At 56.8% G+C, this 21,645-nt stretch carries 21 protein-coding genes and 1 tRNA gene; 21 read left to right on the plus strand and 1 reads right to left on the minus strand.

Annotated features, from left to right (window positions below; genetic code table 11):
* Nucleotides 1-33 precede the first annotated feature (33 nt).
* The 13 genes from QUE89_RS07570 (at nt 34) to secF (ending at nt 13,643) form a co-directional block, all read left to right on the plus strand.
* Nucleotides 34-786, plus strand: a complete 753-nt coding sequence (locus tag QUE89_RS07570) for a flagellar basal body rod protein FlgF (protein ID WP_286222596.1) — start codon at nt 34-36, stop codon at nt 784-786.
* 82 nt (nt 787-868) lie between these two features.
* The gene (gene flgG, locus QUE89_RS07575; protein ID WP_286222597.1) at nt 869-1,657 is read left to right on the plus strand and encodes a flagellar basal-body rod protein FlgG; all 789 of its coding nucleotides are present in this window, start codon (nt 869-871) and stop codon (nt 1,655-1,657) included.
* 3 nt (nt 1,658-1,660) lie between these two features.
* Entirely contained in the window at nt 1,661-2,362 is a 702-nt protein-coding gene (flgH, locus tag QUE89_RS07580; RefSeq protein ID WP_286222598.1) for a flagellar basal body L-ring protein FlgH, read from the plus strand.
* Nucleotides 2,359-3,456: a flagellar basal body P-ring protein FlgI gene (locus tag QUE89_RS07585; RefSeq protein WP_286222599.1), complete on the plus strand. Its 1,098-nt coding sequence runs from the start codon at nt 2,359-2,361 to the stop codon at nt 3,454-3,456. The genes flgH and QUE89_RS07585 overlap by 4 nt, the downstream gene beginning before the upstream one ends.
* An 8-nt stretch (nt 3,457-3,464) precedes the next feature.
* Nucleotides 3,465-4,460, plus strand: a complete 996-nt coding sequence (gene flgJ / locus QUE89_RS07590; RefSeq protein WP_286222842.1) for a flagellar assembly peptidoglycan hydrolase FlgJ — start codon at nt 3,465-3,467, stop codon at nt 4,458-4,460.
* 5 nt (nt 4,461-4,465) lie between these two features.
* Nucleotides 4,466-6,514, plus strand: coding sequence for a flagellar hook-associated protein FlgK (flgK, locus tag QUE89_RS07595; RefSeq protein WP_286222600.1), 2,049 nt, complete (start codon nt 4,466-4,468; stop codon nt 6,512-6,514).
* Nucleotides 6,515-6,557: 43 nt separating this feature from the next.
* The gene (gene flgL, locus QUE89_RS07600; RefSeq protein WP_286222601.1) at nt 6,558-7,784 is read left to right on the plus strand and encodes a flagellar hook-associated protein FlgL; all 1,227 of its coding nucleotides are present in this window, start codon (nt 6,558-6,560) and stop codon (nt 7,782-7,784) included.
* An 85-nt stretch (nt 7,785-7,869) separates the two neighbouring features.
* Nucleotides 7,870-7,956 (plus strand) — tRNA-Leu (locus tag QUE89_RS07605).
* A gap of 138 nt (nt 7,957-8,094) precedes the next feature.
* Entirely contained in the window at nt 8,095-9,198 is a 1,104-nt protein-coding gene (gene queA, locus QUE89_RS07610) for a tRNA preQ1(34) S-adenosylmethionine ribosyltransferase-isomerase QueA (protein WP_286222602.1), read from the plus strand.
* A gap of 14 nt (nt 9,199-9,212) precedes the next feature.
* On the plus strand, nt 9,213-10,334 hold the full coding sequence (gene tgt / locus QUE89_RS07615; protein WP_286222603.1) for a tRNA guanosine(34) transglycosylase Tgt: 1,122 nt from the start codon (nt 9,213-9,215) through the stop codon (nt 10,332-10,334).
* 43 nt (nt 10,335-10,377) lie between these two features.
* Nucleotides 10,378-10,740, plus strand: coding sequence for a preprotein translocase subunit YajC (gene yajC, locus QUE89_RS07620; protein WP_286222604.1), 363 nt, complete (start codon nt 10,378-10,380; stop codon nt 10,738-10,740).
* Between the two features lie 82 nt (nt 10,741-10,822).
* Entirely contained in the window at nt 10,823-12,697 is a 1,875-nt protein-coding gene (gene secD, locus QUE89_RS07625) for a protein translocase subunit SecD (protein ID WP_286222605.1), read from the plus strand.
* A complete protein-coding gene (gene secF, locus QUE89_RS07630) occupies nt 12,690-13,643 on the plus strand; it encodes a protein translocase subunit SecF (protein ID WP_286222606.1) in 954 nt (317 codons plus the stop codon). The genes secD and secF overlap by 8 nt, the downstream gene beginning before the upstream one ends.
* Before the next feature lie 73 nt (nt 13,644-13,716).
* Here the strand turns inward: secF and QUE89_RS07635 are convergent, their stop codons facing one another.
* Nucleotides 13,717-14,517: an inositol monophosphatase family protein gene (locus QUE89_RS07635; RefSeq protein WP_041338794.1), complete on the minus strand. Its 801-nt coding sequence runs from the start codon at nt 14,515-14,517 to the stop codon at nt 13,717-13,719.
* Nucleotides 14,518-14,701: 184 nt separating this feature from the next.
* Between QUE89_RS07635 and trmJ the strand changes: the two genes are divergently transcribed.
* From trmJ to QUE89_RS07675, 8 genes are all read left to right on the plus strand, one after another.
* Nucleotides 14,702-15,601, plus strand: a complete 900-nt coding sequence (gene trmJ / locus QUE89_RS07640) for a tRNA (cytosine(32)/uridine(32)-2'-O)-methyltransferase TrmJ (RefSeq protein ID WP_286222607.1) — start codon at nt 14,702-14,704, stop codon at nt 15,599-15,601.
* Nucleotides 15,594-16,370, plus strand: a complete 777-nt coding sequence (cysE, locus tag QUE89_RS07645) for a serine O-acetyltransferase (RefSeq protein WP_286222608.1) — start codon at nt 15,594-15,596, stop codon at nt 16,368-16,370. Before trmJ ends, cysE begins: the two co-directional genes overlap by 8 nt.
* A 77-nt stretch (nt 16,371-16,447) precedes the next feature.
* Nucleotides 16,448-16,945 (plus strand): Fe-S cluster assembly transcriptional regulator IscR, encoded by a 498-nt coding sequence (gene iscR, locus QUE89_RS07650; RefSeq protein WP_041338790.1) that lies wholly within the window; start codon nt 16,448-16,450, stop codon nt 16,943-16,945.
* A gap of 19 nt (nt 16,946-16,964) precedes the next feature.
* Nucleotides 16,965-18,113 carry an IscS subfamily cysteine desulfurase gene (locus tag QUE89_RS07655; RefSeq protein WP_286222609.1) on the plus strand — a complete coding sequence of 383 codons (1,149 nt, stop codon included), beginning with the start codon at nt 16,965-16,967 and terminating at the stop codon, nt 18,111-18,113.
* A gap of 68 nt (nt 18,114-18,181) precedes the next feature.
* Nucleotides 18,182-18,610, plus strand: a complete 429-nt coding sequence (gene ndk, locus QUE89_RS07660) for a nucleoside-diphosphate kinase (protein WP_041338786.1) — start codon at nt 18,182-18,184, stop codon at nt 18,608-18,610.
* A 60-nt stretch (nt 18,611-18,670) separates the two neighbouring features.
* On the plus strand, nt 18,671-19,783 hold the full coding sequence (gene rlmN / locus QUE89_RS07665) for a dual-specificity RNA methyltransferase RlmN (RefSeq protein ID WP_286222610.1): 1,113 nt from the start codon (nt 18,671-18,673) through the stop codon (nt 19,781-19,783).
* Between the two features lie 89 nt (nt 19,784-19,872).
* A complete protein-coding gene (gene pilW / locus QUE89_RS07670) occupies nt 19,873-20,634 on the plus strand; it encodes a type IV pilus biogenesis/stability protein PilW (protein WP_286222611.1) in 762 nt (253 codons plus the stop codon).
* Nucleotides 20,624-21,613: a RodZ domain-containing protein gene (locus QUE89_RS07675; RefSeq protein ID WP_286222612.1), complete on the plus strand. Its 990-nt coding sequence runs from the start codon at nt 20,624-20,626 to the stop codon at nt 21,611-21,613. Before pilW ends, QUE89_RS07675 begins: the two co-directional genes overlap by 11 nt.
* The last annotated feature ends 32 nt before the right edge of the window (nt 21,614-21,645 follow it).

The following is a 21,645-nucleotide window of genomic DNA, read 5'->3' on the forward strand; positions in this document are numbered from 1 at the left end:
GGAAACAGTCAAAATTCCGGCAGGAGTTTTCCCATGGACAAAGCCCTCTATCTCGGTATGTCTGGCGCCAAGCAAAATATGCTGGGTCAGCGTGCCCACGCCAACAACCTGGCTAACGTCAGTACCACAGGGTTCAAGAAAGACTTCGCACAGGCTCGTAGCATGCCGGTGTATGGCGAATCCTATCCGACCCGTGCCTACGCCATGACCGAGCGGCCAGGTACCGACATGTCGGCCGGTGCCCTCATGGAGACCGGCCGGAAACTTGACGTCGCCCTGGAAGGCGAAGGCTGGCTGGCCATCCAGAACAACGTCGGCGAAGAAGTCTTCACCCGTACCGGCAGCCTGCAGGTTGATGTAAATGGCCTGATGCGGTTGGCCGATGGCGAGCTGGTGCTTGGCAATGGTGGTCCGGTCGCGCTTCCCCCTTTTGAAAACGTTCAGATTGGTGCTGATGGCACCGTTTCGATTGTGCCCGTTGGAGGCGCTCCGGATGAGCTGGTTGAAGTGGATCGGCTCAAGCTGGTGAATCCGCCACTGGACGCGCTGGAAAAAGGGCCGGATGGTTTTATGCGGCGTCAGCCGGATCAGGCCATCGACGGCGCTGAGCCGCCGGACGCCAATCTGCGAGTGGCCACCGGGTTCCTGGAAAGCTCCAACGTTAATGCCGTGCAGGAAATGATTTCCAACCTTCAGCTGTCTCGGCAGTACGAGATGCAGGTGAAGGTGATGAGCACGGCTAAAGAAAATTCCGAAGCGGCGGCACGGCTGTTGCAGAACCTCTGATAACTATTGAAGACCATGGCCTGGTGGGCTGAAAGCGGCAAAACATGGCCGCTTCGACAGTCCCCCGGCAAGGAGAAAGAACATGCATCCAGCACTTTGGGTCAGCAAAACCGGGTTGAGCGCGCAGGACACCAACATGTCCACCATTTCCAACAACCTGGCCAACGTGAACACCACCGGCTTCAAGCGAGACCGCGCCGTGTTCCAGGATCTTCTGTACCAGATCGACCGTCAGCCGGGCGGATTGAGCACCCAGAACTCGGAACTGCCTTCAGGCCTTCAGCTGGGTACCGGCGTTCGCGTGGTTGGTACGGCCAAGCAGTTCTCCCAGGGCAATCTTCAGATTACCGAGCAACCACTGGACATGGCCGTAAACGGCCGTGGGTTTTTCCAGGTGCAGTTGCCGGATGGTCAGGTCGCGTACACCCGCGACGGTCAGTTTCAGCTCAACGCCAATGGCGATGTGGTGAACCCGGATGGCTATGCCCTGGAGCCTGCGATCACCGTGCCGGAGAACGCTACGACCGTCACCATCGGCAAGGATGGCACCGTGACTGCGATCACCGATGATCAGGCTGCTCCGGTTAATCTGGGCCAGGTCACGCTGGTAGATTTCATCAACCCGCAAGGGCTGCAGGCCATTGGTAACAACCTGTTCAAGGCCACCAACGCCAGCGGCGACCCGACCGAAGGCGAGCCCGGGCTGGCCGGCCTCGGCACCATTGAGCAAGGCTCTGTGGAAGCATCTAACGTTGAGGTGGTTGAGGAATTGGTCAATATGATCACCACTCAGCGCGCCTATGAAATGAACTCCAAGGTCGTGTCCACTACCGACCAGATGCTTCAGTTCATCACCAACAATATTGGTTAAGTTATGACACACGTCCTCCGAACCAACCTGCGTGATCGAGTGCCTACCTTGGCGCTGGTCGGTGCTTTGATCGTGCTCCAGGGGTGCACCGCGATGAGCCGTCCCAGGGCGGTTCCGGACGATCCCCAATATGCGCCAGTGCGGGCGCAGGCGATGATGCAGAAAGACCCGAATTCCGGGGCGATCTTTCAGAGTTCCCGCAACTACAACTTCTATGGCGACACTACCGCGCTGAACGTGGGGGACGTGTTGACCATTACGCTTGCAGAATCCACACGGGCGAGCAAGAACGCCGAAACCAGCATCACCAAAGACAACGAAATCAGCTTGCCAGAGCCAACGATCCTTGGGAAAAGCAACTTCGGAATCAACACCGCGCTCAATCAGGAACGGGATTTTGAAGGCTCCGCCGAGGCGGATCAGAGCAACAGTCTGGCTGGCAACATCACTGTCACGGTGACCGAAGTACTGCCAAACGGCGTCTTGCGTATCCGGGGCGAGAAGTGGTTGTCGCTGACCAATGGCGACGAGTACATCCGCCTGACGGGCCTGGTGCGGCCGCAGGACATTCAGCCTGACAATACCGTTGCCTCCAACCGCATTGCCGACGCCCGTATTGCCTATGGTGGTACCGGCGATTTCGACCAGGCCAACCAGATGGGTTGGGTTGCACGCTTCTTTAATAGTGAGTGGTGGCCGTTATGAGCCTGAAAAAGTTTCTGGCTGTGGCGTTGATGCTGACGGTTTGTGTCGCACCGGTGATGGCGGATCGTCTCAAGGATCTGGCGCGGATCAAGGGTGTACGGAACAACCAGCTGGTGGGGTATGGCCTGGTGGTTGGTCTAGATGGCACTGGTGACAAGGCTCCGTTTACCAATCAGACCTTCCGAAACATGATGAACCAGTTTGGTGTGACCCTGCCCGAGGGCGTGAACCCAAACTTGGCCAATGTGGCGGCCGTTACCGTGAGCGCGACGCTGCCGCCTTTTGCCAAAACCGGCCAGGAAATTGATATCACTGTGTCCTCCATTGGCAATGCCGACAGCCTTCGCGGCGGCACGCTGCTGATGACGCCGCTAAAAGGCGCTGATAACAATATTTACGCCATGGCCCAGGGCAGCATGGTAGTTGGCGGTTTCGGTGCCCAGGGCCAGGATGGCTCCCGCATCACCGTCAATGTTCCTAGCGTAGGCCGTATTCCCAATGGCGCGACTATTGAACGTGAAGTGGCATCGCCGTTCACCAAGGGCGACACCATCACCTTCCATCTGTTGCGTCCGGATTTCACCACGGCTCGCCGGGTGGTGGAGGCAGTGAACGGTCATTTGGGCCCGGATATGGCGTACGCCCACGATGCCACCTCTATTTCGGTACGGGCCCCCCGGGATCCATCCCAGCGGGTCAGTTTCTTGTCGATCCTTGAAAACATTAATGTCGATCCCGCGCAGGATGCGGCCAAGGTGGTGATCAACAGCCGCACCGGCACCATCGTGGTTGGCCAGAATGTTCAGGTCAGCCCGGCGGCGGTGACCCACGGCAACCTGACCGTCACCATTCAGGAAAATCCCAACGTGGTTCAGCCTAATCTGCTGGCCCAGGGCGAGACGGCTCTGGAGCAGGATTCCCAAATTGCCATTACCGAAGAGCCCGCGCGGATGTTCAAGTTTGGGCCAGCGGTCACCCTGAACGACATTGTTCAGGCCGTGAACCAGGTAGGTGCGGCACCTGGGGATGTCATGGCGGTGCTGGAAGCCCTCAAACAGGCCGGTGCCCTGCGCGCCGAGCTGATTGTGATCTAGGTGTCATGATGCAGGATTATCAGGTTCAACAGGCTCAGGTTTACACCGATTTCAACGGGCTGAATGCGCTGAAATCTCAGGCTCGCACTGACAAGCAGGCGGCCCTGGAAGAGGTGGCGCGTCAGTTCGAGAGCCTGTTCCTGTCGGAAATGCTGAAATCCATGCGCAAGGCCGGCGATGTGTTCGCGGAAGGTAATTACCTGAACAGTAGCCAGTCTGAATTCTACCGGGACATGTTCGACAGCCAGTTGAGCCTGACCATGGCCAAGGGGCAGGGCACCGGACTTGCCGAGGCTCTGGTTCGTCAGCTTGGTGAGCAGACGCCCGGGTTGGCCAGCGATGGCGGCAAACTGGCGGCTCACAAGGCCAGCCTCGCTGATTATGAACGCAGCCTGCCAGCATTGTCGGCGAAATTGCCGGAACAGCTGGACCAGGTTACTGCAGTGGCAAAGATTGCAGAGTCGACAGCACACTCGCTGAAACCGTCGGCATCCGAAGCACTGCCTGAACAGTTCGATTCGCCAGAGCATTTTGTGCGTGAGCTGTTACCGGTGGCGGAACGGATTGCCGGCGATTCAGGAATCGATCCCAAGCTGATGGTGGCCCAGGCGGCCCTGGAAACCGGCTGGGGTCGGCACATGATCAAAGGGGATGGTAATCAGCCAAGTTTCAACCTGTTCGGTATCAAGGCCGACAGTCGGTGGCAGGGCGAAGCGGTAACCATCACCACCACGGAATACCGGGAAGGTTTGCCGCTGAAAGAGCAGGCGCAGTTCCGGGCTTATCCCGACTACGAATCCAGCTTCCGTGATTATGTGTCGTTCCTGGAATCGAATCCGCGCTACCGAGACGTGCTGTCCGTAGCCGATCAGCCGGAGATCTTTGCCGACAAGCTTCAGGAAGCGGGCTACGCGACCGACCCCAATTACGGTGAAAAGATCCGCAGGATCATGGGCCGTGATTCACTGATGACACTGTCCATGGACAGTGAGACTAAGGAGTAACGGTTATGGCAGGACTGCTGGGTATTGGCCTTACCGGGATTCTGAGTCATCAGTCGGCTTTGAATACCACGGGCAACAACATCACCAATGCGAACACGCCTGGCTACAGCCGTCAGGAAGTGCAGTTCGAAACCCAGACCGGGCAACGTACGGGCGCCGGGTCTATTGGTAGCGGCGTCAGCATCTCCAATATTCGCCGGCTGGCGGACGAGTACCTGGTTCAGCAGGTTCGCGAAGACAGCAGTCTTTCCGGTGAGCAGGAAGCGCTGAACTCCGAATTGACCCGCCTGGATAATCTCCTGGGCGGCGAGTCCACGGGCTTGAGCAACGCGCTGAACAACTTCTTCGCGTCATTACAGAATGCTGCCGAAGATCCGACGTCCTTGCCGCAGCGTCAGCTAGTGTTGAGTGAAGCGCAGCAGGTTGTGAATCGGTTCCAGGCGCTGAACCAGGAGTTCATTCAACAGCGGGAATCGGTTAAGACCCAAATGCAGCAGGGCGTGAAAGACGCCAACACATTGCTTAAGGGTATTGCTGAGCTGAACTTGGCAATTTCCGAGTCTCCGGGTCTTGCCCAGGGGCAAATGCCCAATGAACTGATGGATAAGCGTGACGAGAAGCTTCGGCAGTTGTCGGAACTCGTTGGTATTAAGGTGTCCGAAGCCGAGGGCAGCCAGGTTAATGTCTCGTTGAGCAACGGCTTGTCCCTGGTGGTGGGTAACAATGCCGCCCAGTTTGGCACCCAGGAGAGTGCAGAGGATCCCACGCGATTGTCTTTCACACTGTCCAACGGCGGGCGGACGGTGAACGTTGACGAGCAGATTAACGGCGGCAAACTTGGCGGTCTGCGTCGTTTCGACAATCAAGCACTCAAGCCCGCTTTTGATGAGTTGGGCCGGATTGCCATTGCACTCTCGGACACGATGAACCATCAGCATGAAATCGGCATGGATCTGGAAGGAGATCTGGGCGGATTATTTTTCACTGATATTAATTCGCCAGAGGCTCAGCGCAGCAGGGTCGTTGCCAATGGCGCAAATCAGCAGCCCCAGACCGGCCAGCTGGCGGTTGAAATTACCGACAGTTCGGCTCTGGCGGCGGGCAGTTATTCGCTCCAGTTTAGTGGTGACGGACGCAGCTTCGAGTTGATCGACAAGGCTACCGGCGAGACCGTCAATCAAGGGCGGTTGCCTGATCCGGTCCAGTCTGAGATTTCCATGCCCGGCTTCAATATCCGCATTGAGGGCGGCGCTTTTAATGCGGGTGACAAGTATCTGGTTCAGCCCAGCAGGAATGCTGCTGAAAGTATCGGGTTAGTGGTAAATCGGGAAGAAGATCTGGCCTTCGCCAGTCCGATTCGGGCATCGGCGGGTGACCAGAATATCGGCACCGGTGAAATTGACCAGGGTGTGATGCTCAATGTCAGGAACCCGTTCACCAATTCACTGTTACCGGAATTCTCCCAGCAGGGGCAGTTGTCACCGCCACTGGAAGTTCGGTTCCGAGACGATGCCGGAACGCTGGTCTATGACCTCTACGATGCATCCAACGGTGCCCTGGTGCAATCAGGCGATGCCAGTGCCGTGCCGCCGGTGAATACCTTTACGCCAGGGGTTTCGAACAAGCTGTTCCCAGAAGATCCCTCTGACCCGAACTATCGCGGTTTTCAGTTCCAGCTGAAGGGCGATCCCGCGCCGGGCGACAGCTTTGTTATTGAGTACAACAGCAACGGTGTCTCCGATAACCGCAATGCTGAGCGTCTGGCTGCACTAGGTACGGCTAACAGCCTGAATAATGGCAGCCAGAGTTTTGCCGAAGGTTATGCCGGGTTGGTTGAGGATATTGGCGTAAAAACCCGTCAGAGCCAGCTCGACCTGGATGCCGGTCAGACTCTTCTTGAGCAATCCACCGCCCAGCGCGAGTCTGTGTCCGGGGTAAATCTCGACGAAGAGGCCGGCAAACTGATTCAGTACCAGGCGGCCTATAACGCCTCGGCGCAGGTAATGTCAGTTGCCCAGGATTTGTTCAATACGCTGTTACAGAGTTTCCGGTAATGGAACGGGTAACGGTTGAAATGGCAGCGTGAGGTAATCTGAGATGATCCGAATTTCATCACAACAAATCTTCTCGGGCGGTATCAACCGCCTGCAGGAGCTGAACAGCAACCTGAACAGCACCCAGCAGCAAATCTCTACGGGCAAGCGCGTCAATACCCCATCGGACGATCCGGTGGCCGCTGCCCGCATCTTGAAGCTCGATCAGGAATTGTCCCGGGTTGAGACCTATCAGCGAAATGTGAACCTGGCAGAGAACCGCCTGAGCCAGGAAGAAAGCGCGCTGGAGAGTTCCATAGACATTGTTCAGCGGGTTCGGGAACTGGCGGTTCAGGCTGGTAATGGTGCGCTGTCGGCGGAAGACCGCCGTTCCATTTCTTCTGAACTCAAGGAACGGCTGGGACAGCTGGCGAATGTGGCCAACACCCGGGATGCCTCGGGAGAGTATATCTTCAGCGGATTTCAGGGCTCCCGCCAGGCCTTTGTTCAGGATGCAGCCGGAAGTTGGCAGTACCAGGGCGATGAAGGTCAGCGTGTGCTGGAAATTGATGACGGGGTAACGGTGCCGATCAGTGATCATGGCAAGGGCATTTTTGTCAGTATCCCGAAGGCGATCACCGGTGTTGAGGCGGCAACGAACACTACCGGCTCCTATATCTCCGGGGTTGAACTCACTGATGCGGATGCACTGAAGAGCGCTTTCGGCGGCGCTGTACCCAACGATATCCGGTTAACGGTGAATGGAGCCGGAGAGGTGGTGGCCGAAAACCCGAACACGATTCCGGCGACCGTGCTGGCGACCAACCCTTCACCCGCCTTGGTGGGGGAAGAGTTTGAAGTGGCCGGCATTCGGGCAACCGTGAGCGACGCCGCTGCGGGGGATGAGTTCACTCTGGCCATCAATGACCGGCAGTCAATGTTTAAAACGATCGAGAACCTGATTAGCGGGCTTGATTCATTAGGGAAGGACAGCGCCAAGAGCAGTGCCCAGTTCGATACCCTGATCGCCGATTCGCTCAGCAATCTGGACAGTGCCCAGGAGAGCCTGGTTGGCAAGCAGACCGAGCTGGGTGGCCGGATGAACGCCGTAGAATCCACCAGGAACTTCCTGGAGGACTCATCGGTGTACACCAACGAAATCCGCTCGGAATTGCAGGATGTGGATTACGCCGAAGCCATCAGCAATTTGAGCTTCCAGAGCTTCGTATTGCAGGCGGCACAGCAGTCTTTTGCGCAGGTGTCGCAGCTGTCGTTGTTCGACCGGCTTTAAATAATTACTCGGGTGGGCGCGATCCGCCCGCATGAGTTATTGATTTCATGGGCAAGCTCAGTATAATCGCCCATCTCATCTTGCTGGCGGCGTGGTGAAATTGGTAGACACGACGGATTCAAAATCCGTTGGGGTAAAACCCGTGGCGGTTCGAGTCCGCCCGCCGCTACCACCTTTTCAGGTGTTCTGGTCCGCTCTGACGCTCTCGCAACATCATAATAATTGCTCCTGCTGTTCAGGCGAGTTCCATTCCGTGGTAAATTCCGTTCTCTTTTTCACAACCGCAGTTGCGTCTTGACAGTCCTTTCCTATGAACGTCTCTGATTTTGACTTTGAATTGCCGGACGAGCTGATCGCCCGATATCCGCTTACTGAGCGCACGGCCTCCCGCCTTCTGTGTCTGGATGGGATGTCAGGCAAAACCGTTCATCGGCACTTTGCGGATCTACCTGGCCTGCTACAGCCCGGCGACTTGCTGGTGTTCAACGATACCCGGGTAATCCCGGCGCGCCTGTTTGGTAAGAAGGAAACCGGTGGCCAGGTGGAGATCCTGGTCGAGCGGGTGACTGGTGAGCATGAAATCATTGCGCACGTGCGTGCCTCCAAGGCGTTAAAAGAAGGCCAGAGGGTCGTTCTTGAGGACGGTACCAACCTGTGCATGGCAAGCCGGAATGAGGCCCTGTTCACCCTGATTTGTGAGTCTGTCGAACCGGTGCTTGAGGTGCTGGAGCGCATTGGCCATATGCCATTGCCGCCGTACGTGGATCGCCCCGACGAGAGCGCGGATCGGGAGCGCTATCAGACGGTTTATGCCCGAGAAGCAGGCGCCGTTGCAGCACCCACTGCGGGCCTGCATTTCGATGAAGCCCTGCTGAAAACGATTCAGGACCTGGGGGTTGAGACGACCTTTGTTACCCTGCATGTGGGCGCTGGCACGTTCCAGCCGGTGCGTGTTGATCGTATCGAAGACCATGTGATGCACAGCGAAGTAGTGCAAGTTCCGCAAACTACGGTAGACGCCGTAGAACGCACCCGTGCACGGGGTGGCCGTGTCATTGCTGTGGGGACCACTTCCGTTCGCTCACTGGAATCCGCGAGCAGGGGAGGCCGACTGAAAGCCTTCCGTGGTGAGACCGACATCTTTATCAGTCCGGGCTACCGTTTTGAGACTGTTGATGCTCTTATCACCAATTTTCATTTGCCGGAATCCACGCTGATCATGCTGGTCAGTGCGTTCGCTGGCTACAAGAATGTTATGGATGCCTACGAAGAGGCGGTGGCCGAACGATACCGCTTCTTCAGTTACGGCGATGCCATGTTCATCACTTGCCAGGAGCCGAGTCGCGGGATGTTGCTCGGACCAGCTGGCACCACAAACGATTCAAGCTCTGATACCAACGGGGAATCACTTTGAGTCAGTCCTGTTTTATGTCATTTGAAAAACTCGGGGAAGACGGTCGCGCGCGTCGCGGACGGCTGAGCTTTCCCCGGGGCACTGTCGAAACCCCTGCGTTCATGCCCGTCGGTACCTATGGCACCGTCAAGGCGATGCTACCCCGTGATATTCACGGTATCGGGGCAGAGATCATTCTCGGCAATACCTTCCATCTCATGCTGCGTCCGGGCACTGAAGTGATCAAAGCCCATGGCGATCTGCATGATTTCACCCAGTGGAAAGGCCCGATTCTTACCGACTCCGGTGGCTTTCAGGTTTTCAGTCTGGGTGAGATGCGAAAGATCACCGAAGAGGGTGTAACATTCCGCTCTCCGGTCGATGGCTCGCCGGTAACACTGAACCCGGAAATCGCTATTCAGGTGCAGCGTGACCTCGGTTCCGACATCGTCATGATTTTTGACGAATGCACGCCGTATCCGGCAACCGAGAAGGAGGCTAAAGACTCCATGGAACTGTCGCTCCGTTGGGCAGAGCGCAGCAAAAAGGCGCACGAGGGCAATCCGGCGGCTTTGTTTGGAATTGTTCAGGGTGGCATGTACGAAGGTCTGCGGGACGTGTCGCTTGAGGGCCTGACCGACATCGGTTTCGATGGCTATGCCATTGGCGGGCTGTCCGTGGGTGAGCCCAAAGAAGACATGATTCGCATTCTGGATCACCTACCGCCCAAGATGCCGGAAGACAAGCCGCGCTACCTGATGGGGGTAGGGCGTCCGGAGGACATCGTCGAAGCGGTTCGCCGCGGCGTGGACATGTTCGATTGTGTCATGCCAACCCGGAATGCGCGTAATGGCTATTTGTTTACCTCAACCGGCATTGTGAAAATCCGGAACGCACGGCACCGTCACGATACCGCTCCGCTGGACGAGCGTTGTGACTGTTATACGTGTCAGAATTTTTCGAGGAGTTACCTGTATCATCTCGATAAATGTGGAGAAATGCTTGGTTCACAGCTCAACACTATCCACAACCTGAGGTTCTACCAGAACCTGATGGCTGGATTGCGTGGCGCCATTGAAGCAGGTACATTGTCCGACTTTGTAACCGACTTCTATGCTCTGCGCGGCGAGACAGTGCCGCCGATGGGCAGTGCCTGATTAATTCGCAAAACACTTTTTGTAAAACCAACGGAGATATTCAATGAAATCTATTAAGTTGCTCGTAGCCGGCCTTCTGGCAATGATGCCCACACTGGCTCTGGCACAGGATGCGGCTGCCCAAGGTATGGGTGTGATGGGTCAGGTTATCTTTTTCGCCGGCTTTATCCTGATTTTCTACTTCCTGATCTGGCGTCCGCAGTCCAAGCGCGCTAAAGAGCACAAGGCACTGATGTCTGGCCTGAACAAGGGTGATGAGGTTGTTACCTCTGGCGGCGTTGCCGGCAAGATCACCAAGGTTACCGACGACTTCATCGTGGTTGAAATTGCCGACAACGTTGAAATCAAGGTGCAGAAAGTGGCTGTTGCGGCAGCACTGCCGAAGGGCACACTGAAGGACATCTGAGCCGGAGTCCGGCACCGGACGGACTGATTCTTTCTGGCTGAAACACCAAGGCCGGCCCTATGGGCCGGCTAAAAGGGATCCCATGCTGAATAAGTATCCGCTTTGGAAAAACCTGGTTATCCTGGTCGCCCTTGTGATCGGGTTTATTTACGCCTTGCCCAATCTTTTCCCCGACGATCACGCCATTCAGATCACTGGCGCCCGCAGCAGTACCGAAGTTAACTCAACCGTTCTGGATCGTGCTGTAAAGGCGCTGGAGTCCGAGGGGATCGAGGTAAAAAGCAGTTCGCTTCAGGATCGGGATGCCCTGATTCGCCTCACCAATGGCGATGACCAACTGCAGGCCCGGCCAATTGTCCAGTCCGCTCTGAGCAACGACTATCTGGTTGCCCTTAACATGGCGGCGTCCACCCCTGACTGGTTGAAGAGTCTTGGCGCTGGCCCGATGAAGCTCGGCCTGGATTTGCGTGGTGGTGTTCACTTCCTGCTTGAAGTCGACATGGTCACGGCGGTTAACCAGCGCCTGGAGGCTTTGTCGAGCCAGATCAAGGGTGATCTGCGTGAAGAGCGCATCCGCTACCGCGGCGGCGATTTGGAAGGTGATCGCCAGATCGTTCTGAGTTTCCGCGATGAAGAAGGTCGCAGCGAAGCGTTTGACCTGATTCGTGACCAGTACAATCAGTTTTTGATGGACGAGCGCACTGTCGATGGTGATCGCCAGATCGTGCTGTCTCTGTCAGAAGCAGAGGTACGTTCCATCCAGGAATATGCCCTGGAGCAAAACCTGACCACTATTCGTAACCGGGTTAACGAGTTGGGTGTTGCGGAGCCGCTGGTTCAGCGTCAGGGTGCTGACCGGATCATCGTTGAATTGCCTGGCGTCCAGGATACAGCCCAGGCCAAGCGGGTACTTGGTGCAACCGCCAATCTGGAGTTCCGCATGGAGGCCCGTCAGGATGCTTCGGCGGGTGACGTCGAAGAATTCAGCTTTCGTGACAATCGCCAGCGTTCGGCCCGCCTTGAGAGTGACATAATTACCACCGGTAACAACGTCGCCAATGCCCAGCAGGCGTTCGATGAGAACGGTCAGCCTCAGGTCAATATCACCATGGATTCCGTGGGCGGCGACCAGATGAATCGCGCCACCCGCAACGCCATTGGTCGTCGGATGGCGGTACTCTTTATCGAGTTCCGCACAGAAACCGAGAATCGCATGGTTGATGGCGAGCTGACGTCTGTCGACAAGCGCGTGGTCGAGAAGGGCATCATCAGCCTGGCTACCGTTCAGTCGGCGCTGGGCAGCAGCTTCCGTATTACCGGTCTGGACTCCATTCCGGAAGCGGCGGAGCTGGCGCTGTTGCTGCGTGCCGGTGCCCTGGCTGCGCCCATGTACTTCGTGCAGGAGCGCACCATTGGGCCAAGCCTTGGGCAGAAGAATATCGATGCCGGGGTAATGTCGGTGGCGCTTGGTTTTGGTCTGGTTCTGCTGTACATGCTGGTCTACTACCGTGGGTTTGGTCTCATCGCCAACGTGGCGTTGTCGCTTAACCTGATGCTGTTGATTGCCTGCATGTCGATCCTGTCGGCCACGCTTACGCTGCCAGGCATTGCCGGTATTGTACTCACGGTTGGTATGGCGGTTGACGCCAACGTCTTGATATTTGAGCGGATACGTGAAGAGCTGAAGGCAGGGCTGCCACCGCAGTCGGCCATTAATTCAGGTTATTCACGGGCATTCGTGTCCATTTTCGATGCCAACATCACCACCTTGCTGGTCGCCGTCATTCTTTTTGCCATGGGCTCCGGTCCGGTCAAAGGCTTTGCAGTGACCCTGTGCCTGGGCATCCTGACGTCGATGTTCTCCGGCCTCATGGTTAGTCGCAGCATCGTGAATTTTGTATATGGCGGTCGCAAGATCGAGAAGTTGTCGATCGGAGGTAAGCTCGCAAATGTCTGAGCACGAGAAGAAACCATTTGATTTCATGGGGTTCCGGAAGATCGCTTCCATTGTCTCCATCGCGTTGCTGGTTGCCTCTGTGGTGCTCCTGGCGGTTCGGGGACTTGATCTCGGCATGGACTTTACCGGCGGTACGTCGGTAGAGATTGAATATGCTGAGGCTCCGGCATTGGAAGGCATCCGGAACACTCTGGACGCCGCAGGATACGATCAGTTTGTCGTGCAGAACTTCGGCGCCGACACCACGGTGCTGGTGCGGTTGGCTGAGGCAGGCAACGATGAGCTGGCAGTTGAGGTTACCAAGGCCCTTAGAGCTGACGGCGCAAGCCTTGAGTTGGTGAGCTCAGAGTTCATCGGCTCCCAGGTAGGTGAGGAATTGCGGGAAGACAGTGGTCTTGGTCTGCTGCTCGCCCTGGCTGTGGTGCTGATCTACGTTGGCATGCGCTTTCAGTTCAAGTTTGGTATCGCCTCAGTACTGCCGTTGGCTCACGATGTCATCATCGTGCTGGGTGTATTCTCCCTGTTCCAGTGGACCTTTGATTTGACCGTTCTGGCGGCACTGCTGGCTGTCATCGGTTACTCGCTGAACGACACCATCGTGGTGGCTGACCGGATCCGTGAGAACTTCCGCAAGATGCGGGTGGGTGATTCCTGGCACATCATCAACACTTCGATTCACCAGACCATCAGCCGGACTATCAACACATCCGGGACTACGCTTGTGGTGTTGTTTTCGCTGTATCTGCTTGGTGGTGAGGCGATCAATAACTTCGCACTGGCGCTGATCATCGGTGTTGTGGTGGGTACCTATTCCTCTATCTACGTGTCGGCAAACCTGCTGTTAGCGTTCGGTGTGTCGCGGGAAGATCTCGCGCTGCCGTCGAAAGAGGGTGCTGCTACCGAGGAGCAAGAGGAAGAGCCGCCGGAGTGGTTGAACCGCATGTAACCCGTATTGCAGGCGTAAAAAAACCGCCATCCCTCAGGGGTGGCGGTTTTTTTGTGGCTGCCTTTAAAACCGCTTAACGCGGCAGGCGCCCCCGGAACGGGTGCAGTACTTTGAGTACTTCCCGGAACAGTTTGGGGTTGGCTACGACGAGCTGACGAGCACCACCGGTAGAGGGGTTGCCTGAGAAGTCGCCGGTCAACGCGCCGGATTCCATGGCCAGGGTCACGCCCAGGTCAAAGTCCACCGGTTCGGGACGGAAAATGATCGCGGCATCGAGGCTGCCGGCAGACACGCGGGCAATGTCCAGCACCACACAGCCTGATGTCCGGAACATGGCTGATTCGCTGGCCACGACGGAGGCCATTTCGCCCCACAGTTGGGCGTCTTCATTCTTCCGGGCCTGATCCAGCAAGTTGGTGGCAATAGCAGCCTGCTTGCTGTGTTTGATTTCAGAGGCGCGAACCCGACGGCTGTTAAGCGCTGCACCGTGACCACGGCTGGCCGAGTATTCCTCGCCAGTCACCGGGTTGATCACCAAGAGGTTTTCGGTGCGGTTGTTGCGCTTTTGCGCCAGGGCCAGAGCAAATTCCGGGATGCCTCGAAGGAAGTTTTCGCGACCCAGAACCGTGAAGACGTGCCAGCTTTTTTCGCTGTCACCCGCATTCGCTTCATTCAGAGGCGCGATGCTGTGGTCCTTGTAGGCCTTTTCGAGTTGCTCCGCAAAATTGTCGTAAATCGACTGCTCGACCCGCTCCAGCTGTTGCCGACGCTCAGCGTCGTCCTTGCCGGTGGGTTCTTGGCGCTCAAAATGGGCTTTCAAATAATCGGACCCCTGACGCGCGACGCGCAGGGCCATTTTTATAGCTGGTTGCATCTGAGTGTTCGTTATCCGGGTGTGTGAAGGGCGGGTATCATAGCAAAAGATAACCCCTCTTGTATGTTTTTTGGCTTAGCAATAGCACGGATAGCAATGGATTAGGCCATCTTGGGAGGGGCGATGGGTGCCCTGTTTCTGGTATCATTTCAGCTACTATCCACTCAGCTTGGACCTGTTCGCAATGCACAAACCGGCACTTCCTATTGAAGGCACCGATACATTTGAAGATCAGATCAGAATTGTTCTGGTCGAGACGTCACACTCCGGCAATATTGGTGCCGTGGCCCGCGCCATGAAAAACATGGGGCTTGGCAATCTGTGGTTGGTGAACCCGAATTCGTTTCCTGATGAAACTTCCTATGCCCGCTCCGCCGGTGCCTCGGATATTCTCGATCGCGCTCAGGTGGTGTCGTCGTTGGAAGATGCGCTTGCGGACTGCTCCCTGGTGATGGGCACCAGTGCTCGCGGACGCAAGGTGCCCTGGCCGGTTATCGCGCCACCAGAAGCGGCCGTTGCTGCCGCTGAGAATGCGGTTAACGGGCCCGTGGCTCTGGTGTTTGGTCGGGAGAATCACGGGCTGAGTAACGACGAGCTGCAGCGTTGTCATTATCACATCCATATCCCATCGAACCCTGACTACAGCTCGTTGAATCTCGCGATGGCCGTTCAGGTCATGTGTTATGAATTGCGCATGAACCACCTGCGAGGTCTTGAAGGTGGTGAGGGTAGCCCCTATTTAAAGCCGATGACTGCGCCGGGCGATCCCGGCTGGGATGTACCTCCGGCTCCGGTCAACGACGTTGAAGGCTTTTTCGGACACCTTGAGCAGGTTCTGGTTGATGTTGAGTTTCACCGTCGGGACAACCCGCGTCAGCTGATGACGCGTCTGCGCCGTCTTTTTCAGCGCGCCAGGATGGATCAGATGGAAATCAACATCCTCAGGGGCATACTGACGTCGGTCCAAAAGGCGGTCAGTGCTGGAAAAGATGCCGGGACAGATGCCGAAAAAGGTGCCGGAGATAACAGCAAATCAACCGAGGCCGAAGCGAAGGCTACGGGACAGGAAGATGGCCATGTTTGAGCGTTTAAGGGAAGACATCAACAGCGTGTTTCACCGCGACCCCGCGGCCAGGAACACGTTTGAGGTCCTGACCAACTATCCGGGGCTGCACGCGCTGCTGTTTCACCGGTTTTCCCACTGGTTATGGGGGCTGGGGTTGAAGTGGGTTGCCCGCACGATCTCCACCATTGCGCGCTGGTTGACCGGTATCGAAATTCATCCGGGGGCAACCATTGGCCGTCGGTTCTTCATTGACCACGGTATGGGTGTGGTCATCGGCGAAACCACCATCATCGGTGACGATGTCACGCTGTATCAGGGTGTTACTCTGGGCGGCACCAGTTGGAACAAGGGCAAGCGTCATCCTACTATCGGTGACGGTGTGGTGGTCGGTGCTGGCGCCAAGATTCTCGGACCCTTCGAGGTTGGTGCAGGGGCCAAGGTGGGTTCGAATTCTGTTGTCACCAAGGCCGTTCCCGACGGTGCAACCGTGGTTGGCATTCCGGGACGGATTATCGTCAAGCCGAAGGGTGAGGACGATCAGCGCCGCAAGGAAATGGAAGAGCGAATGGGCTTCGATGCCTACGGCGTCACCGAGGAAATGCCAGACCCCGTTGCCCGGGCGGTGCGGTCGCTTTTGGACCACATGCACGCAGTGGACGACCGGATCGAGAATATGTGCCAGGCGTTGCGTAAGGTTAATAGCGAATACCAGAATGGCGCTTTGCCGCCGTTGCAGGAAGAGGATTTCGATTGCGTACGTGACGACAGCGACGGCACCCGGGGGTGAATACTTGACTGTTTTACTGGGTCAATTCATACTCGCTGCTGTGAATCGCGATTCAATCCCATCATGGGGCTGATACTATGAAGTTGACCACCAAAGGCCGCTACGCCGTGACGGCAATGCTGGATCTGGCTCTGCACGGAGATCAGGGGCCGGTGAGTCTGGCGGATATTTCAGCCCGTCAAGAAATCTCGCTGTCCTACCTGGAGCAGCTCTTTTCTCGTCTGCGTCGACAGAATCTTGTGATCAGCGTTCGTGGCCCCGGCGGCGGTTATCGCCTTAGCCGTGAGGCCGGAGCGGTGTTCATCGCGGAGGTTGTTGACGCTGTGAGTGAATCACTGGACACCACCCGATGCGGTAACAAGGGTGATTGCCAGAAGGGCGAGAAGTGCCTTACTCACCACCTGTGGTCCGATCTGAGCGATCAAATCCATCAGTTCCTGAGCGAGATCAGCCTCGGCGACCTGATGAAAAAGCAGGAAATCCGCCAGGTTGCGGACCGGCAGAACCAGCGTCAGTCAGACAACGGCTCTGAAACGATCAATACCGAACGCCTGTCCGACCAGGCGCCGGCCTGAAACTATACTCCTTACGCCCATGAATAAGCCCGTATATCTGGATTATGCGGCGACGACGCCCGTTGACCCGTCTGTCGCTGAAGAAATGGTGAAGTACCTGACCCCAGACGGGGTTTTTGGTAACCCGGCTTCGCGCTCCCACGCCTACGGCTGGCAGGCAGAGGCTGCGGTTGAATCTGCGCGTCGGCAGGTTGCCGAGCTGATTAGCGCCGATCCCCGGGAGATTGTGTGGACATCGGGTGCTACCGAATCTGACAACCTCGCCATCAAAGGGGCGGTGGCAGGCCATGACAATCCGCATATCGTCACTTCGGTTATCGAGCACAAGGCCGTATTGGATACCTGTAAATGGCTTGAGCAGCATGGGGTTGAAGTGACCTGGCTGACGCCGGGGCCGGACGGGCGAATCCGGCCTGAGCAGGTATCCGAGGCGCTGCGGGACAACACCGTGCTGGTCAGCCTGATGCTGGTCAACAACGAGCTTGGCTGCGTTACCGATGTTGCCGGTATTGGTCGCATTCTGCGCGAGCGCGGCGTTCTGTTTCATGTGGATGCGGCGCAGGCAGCAGGGAAGATGCCGGTGGATGTCAGTGCGCTGTCGGTCGACCTGGTGTCTCTGTCGGGTCACAAAGTATACGGACCCAAGGGCGTTGGCGCGCTTTATGTCAGGCGGTCGCCAGATGTGCGTATTGAGGCCCAGATCCACGGTGGTGGGCACGAGCGCGGGATGCGCTCAGGAACTTTGCCGACTCATCAAATTGTCGGTATGGGCAAGGCGTTTGCCATCGCCAAGGATCGTCTGGAATCCGAAATGGCGCACCTGGAGGAGCTGCGAGCGTCGTTTTTGCAGGGACTTTCGGATCTCGATGGTGTCACCGTCAATGGCAGCAGTGAATTCCGGGTCCCCGGTATTGTCAATCTGGCGTTTGAGGGGGTTGAGGCTGAATCGTTGATGCTGGGCCTGCGGGATCTCGCGGTGTCGTCAGGATCCGCCTGCGCCTCAGCGACCATTGAGCCGTCCTTTGTTCTGCGTGGTATCGGCCTGAGTGATGAGTTGGCGCATCGGGCACTGCGTTTTTCCTTCGGTCGATTCAGTACCGCCGAAGACGCCGCCTTCGCCGCGTCCCAAATTGTTGATGTTGTTAGCCGCCTGCGTGCAGTGCGGTAGGCAGTTGGCCCCGGACTGCGTATAATCGCAGGCCTGAATTTTAACCCGAACCTTACTGGAGAAAGATCATGGCAAATGAGCGCACGCTCTCTATTATCAAGCCCGACGCGGTTGCAAAGAACGTAATCGGCGAAATTTACAGCCGTTTTGAGAAGGCTGGCCTGAACATTGTTGCCGCCAAGATGATGCACCTGACCCAGGAGCAAGCCGAGGGCTTCTACGCTGAGCACAAAGAGCGTCCGTTCTTTAACGACCTGGTTGCGTTCATGACGTCTGGACCGGTTGTTGTTCAGGCTCTGGAAGGCGAAGGCGCCATCCTCAAGAACCGTGACCTGATGGGTGCAACCAACCCGAAGGAAGCTGAAGCCGGAACTATCCGCGCTGATTTCGCATCGTCCATCGATGCCAATGCCGTTCACGGCTCCGACTCTGCCGCGTCTGCAGAGCGTGAAATCGCGTATTTTTTCAATGACAACGAAATCTGCCCGCGCGGTTGATTTTGTTGATCGGGGGTGGCGGTGCCACCCCCGAATTGGTTATTTGATCGAGGTTATAAGATGACAGCGGCCGCTGAAAAAACGAATCTTCTGGGGATGCCGAAAGCAAAACTTGAGGCTTTCTTCGAGTCCCTGGGCGAGAAACGTTTTCGTGCCACCCAAGTTTTGCAATGGATTCATCAGCGCGGTGCCGATGACTTCGATCAAATGACCAATATGAGCAAACCCCTGCGGGAGAAGCTCAAGGAAGTGGCAGAAATTCGCGGTCCGGAAGTTGTCTACGACGAGACGTCCAAAGACGGCACCCGCAAATGGGTGATGCGCATGGACAACGGCAACAATGTCGAGACGGTCCTGATTCCGGATGGCGAGCGTGGAACCCTGTGCGTGTCCTCACAGATCGGCTGCAGTCTCGACTGCACTTTTTGCTCTACTGGTAAGCGCGGCTTCAACCGAAACCTGACTGCTGCCGAAGTGATCGGTCAGGTGTGGGTGGCAAGAAAGGCGTTTATGCCGTTCGAGCCCGGCCCGGATCGCCCCATTACCAACGTGGTCATGATGGGTATGGGCGAGCCGTTGCTGAATTTCGACAATGTTGTCGATGCTATGAACCTCATGATGGAGGATCTGGCGTACGGCATCTCCAAGCGTCGGGTAACCCTGAGTACCTCTGGTGTGGTTCCTGCGCTGGATCGCCTGGCTGAGGTTAGCGATGTTTCATTGGCAATTTCACTACATGCGCCTAATGATGAGCTGCGTAACAAGCTGGTACCGCTCAACAAGAAGTACCCAATAGCCGAGCTGTTGGCCGCGACCAAGCGCTACTTTGCAAGGTTGCCGGACAAGCGCAAGGCAACCATTGAATACACGGTAATTGAAGGCATGAACGACCAGCCGGAGCACGCCCAGGAACTGGCGGTGCTGCTGAAGGATCTGCCATGCAAGATAAACCTGATTCCGTTTAACCCGTTCCCGGAAAGCGATTTCCGTCGGCCGAGCATGAACGCCACTCGTCGGTTCCAGAAGGTGCTGAACGAGGCCGGGCACATTGCAACCATCAGAACGACCCGTGGCGATGATATCGACGCGGCGTGTGGTCAGCTGGTGGGTAAGGTTGAAGACAGAACACGCCGGAGTCAGCGATACATCGAAGTGCGCCAAGTAAACCCCTGAAACGGAATTGACAACAAACAAGTAGCGAGGAATGCACAACTGTGACCTATAGATCAACGAGCTCGCGTTTTTCTGTCGTAGCGGCCCTGATGTTGGTCGTCCTATCGGTTGCAGGCTGTGTCACCACTACCGACAGTCGGTTCTCCCGGGAGGCAGACCGACAGGAAGCCATCGCTGATTACGTTCAGTTGGCGACCGCCTACATTGGGCAGAGCAACCTTGAGCGAGCCCGTCATCACCTTGAGCGTGCGCTTGATCTAGATTCCGACAGCGCCGGGGCCCTGGCTGCCATGGGCCTGGTCTACAATGCGGAAGGTGAAGCCGCGCTGGCCGAGAAGAGCTTCAAGCGGGCGATTTCATCGGATTCCGATTACACCCGTGCACGGGTCTACTACGGCGCATTTCTGTACGGTCAAGGCCGGATGGATGAGGCCGTTGGTCAGTTCCGTTTGGCCTCACGAGATACCGAATACAAAGATCGGGGCTCGGTGTTCTTCAATCTGGGCATGACCCAGGAGCGGGTGCAGGAAACGGAGGCTGCTGCGGTGTCCTACCGTAGAGCCGTTGAACTGACCCGGGGTGAACCCCGATCGCTGCTTGCCCTCTCACGAGTGCTGGCAGAGCAGGGTGACTTCAATGCTGCGTCGCGCTATTACGCCCGTCTTTCAATGATGATGCAGAAAAACGACCGCCTGCGGCATTCTCCGGAAAGCCTGCTGACCGGTATTCGTATCGCCCATCATTTGAATAACCGAAATCAGGAAGCCAGCCTGGCTCTGCAGCTCAAGAATAATTTCCCGGAGTCAGTTGAATATCAGCAATATAAGGCACTGATGTCCAATGGCGAATGAAGAACACCTTGAAGTAATGACCAGCGATCCGGTGGGCCTGCAGCTGAAGCGGGCACGTGAACAGAGAGGATTGAGTGACAGCGACGTCGCTCAGGCCCAGCATCTTCGGCCCGCCGTAATTCAGGCCATTGAAGCCGGAGAGTACGGTCAGGTCGACAGCGAACTGTTTTTGAAAGGCTATGTCAGAGCCTATGCCCGCCAGGTGGGGTTGGACGATAACAAGGTTATTGCCGATCTGGACCGCGAGCTGGAACCACTGCGCCAGAAGCGGGAGCAGGAAGTTGAAGCCAATCCCCTGGTGGATCTTGAACGTCGGCGCCGGAGAAAGCGTCGCCTTGCCAAGGTGGTGTTGCTGCTTGGTGTGGCAGCGTTGGCGGGTTACCTGGTGTTGGCATTCGTCCTGCCGAAACCAGACATGACGGCGCCTGCGGAATCAACGGAGGCACCGGCGACGGAAGAATCCTCGGCGGTCGACTCGGAGCAGGCTGCGCCCAAGATTGAAAATGAGGAGCCTTCCGCTGCTGTACCGCAAGAGCCTGTAACGTCGATGGTGGAAGACCCGGAAGTTGCTCAGTCCGGGGCAGAAATTGACCAGGAACCGACAACTAATTCGGTGATGGACAGCACCACAGACGACAGCGCCTCGGTTGCGCCCGTCGAGACCGCTTCGGTAGCCGCACCGGCCACGGAAACGGTAATCCAGGCGCCGTCAGAGCCGGTGGCTGTGACGGAAACCGGCCGGCTGCAGATCAGTTTCCGCGCCGATTGCTGGGTTCAGGTTAGTGATGCCGACGGCGAACGGCTGGTAAACTCTCTGCAAAGAGACGGTGATCGGATCGATGTGTCTGGTGACACCCCGCTCAGGGTGGTGATCGGTGCGGTTAGCGCGGTCGATTCTATCCGTTTTCAAAACGAGCCAGTGGATATGGGCGATTTCCGCGTGGTCAACAATCGCTCAGAGTTCACTCTGGCGAATTGAAACTTGATGAACTTATTGATATCGGTCAGCAA

It is taken from the genome of Marinobacter sp. LA51, from assembly GCF_030297175.1.
GTDB lineage: Bacteria > Pseudomonadota > Gammaproteobacteria > Pseudomonadales > Oleiphilaceae > Marinobacter > Marinobacter apostichopi.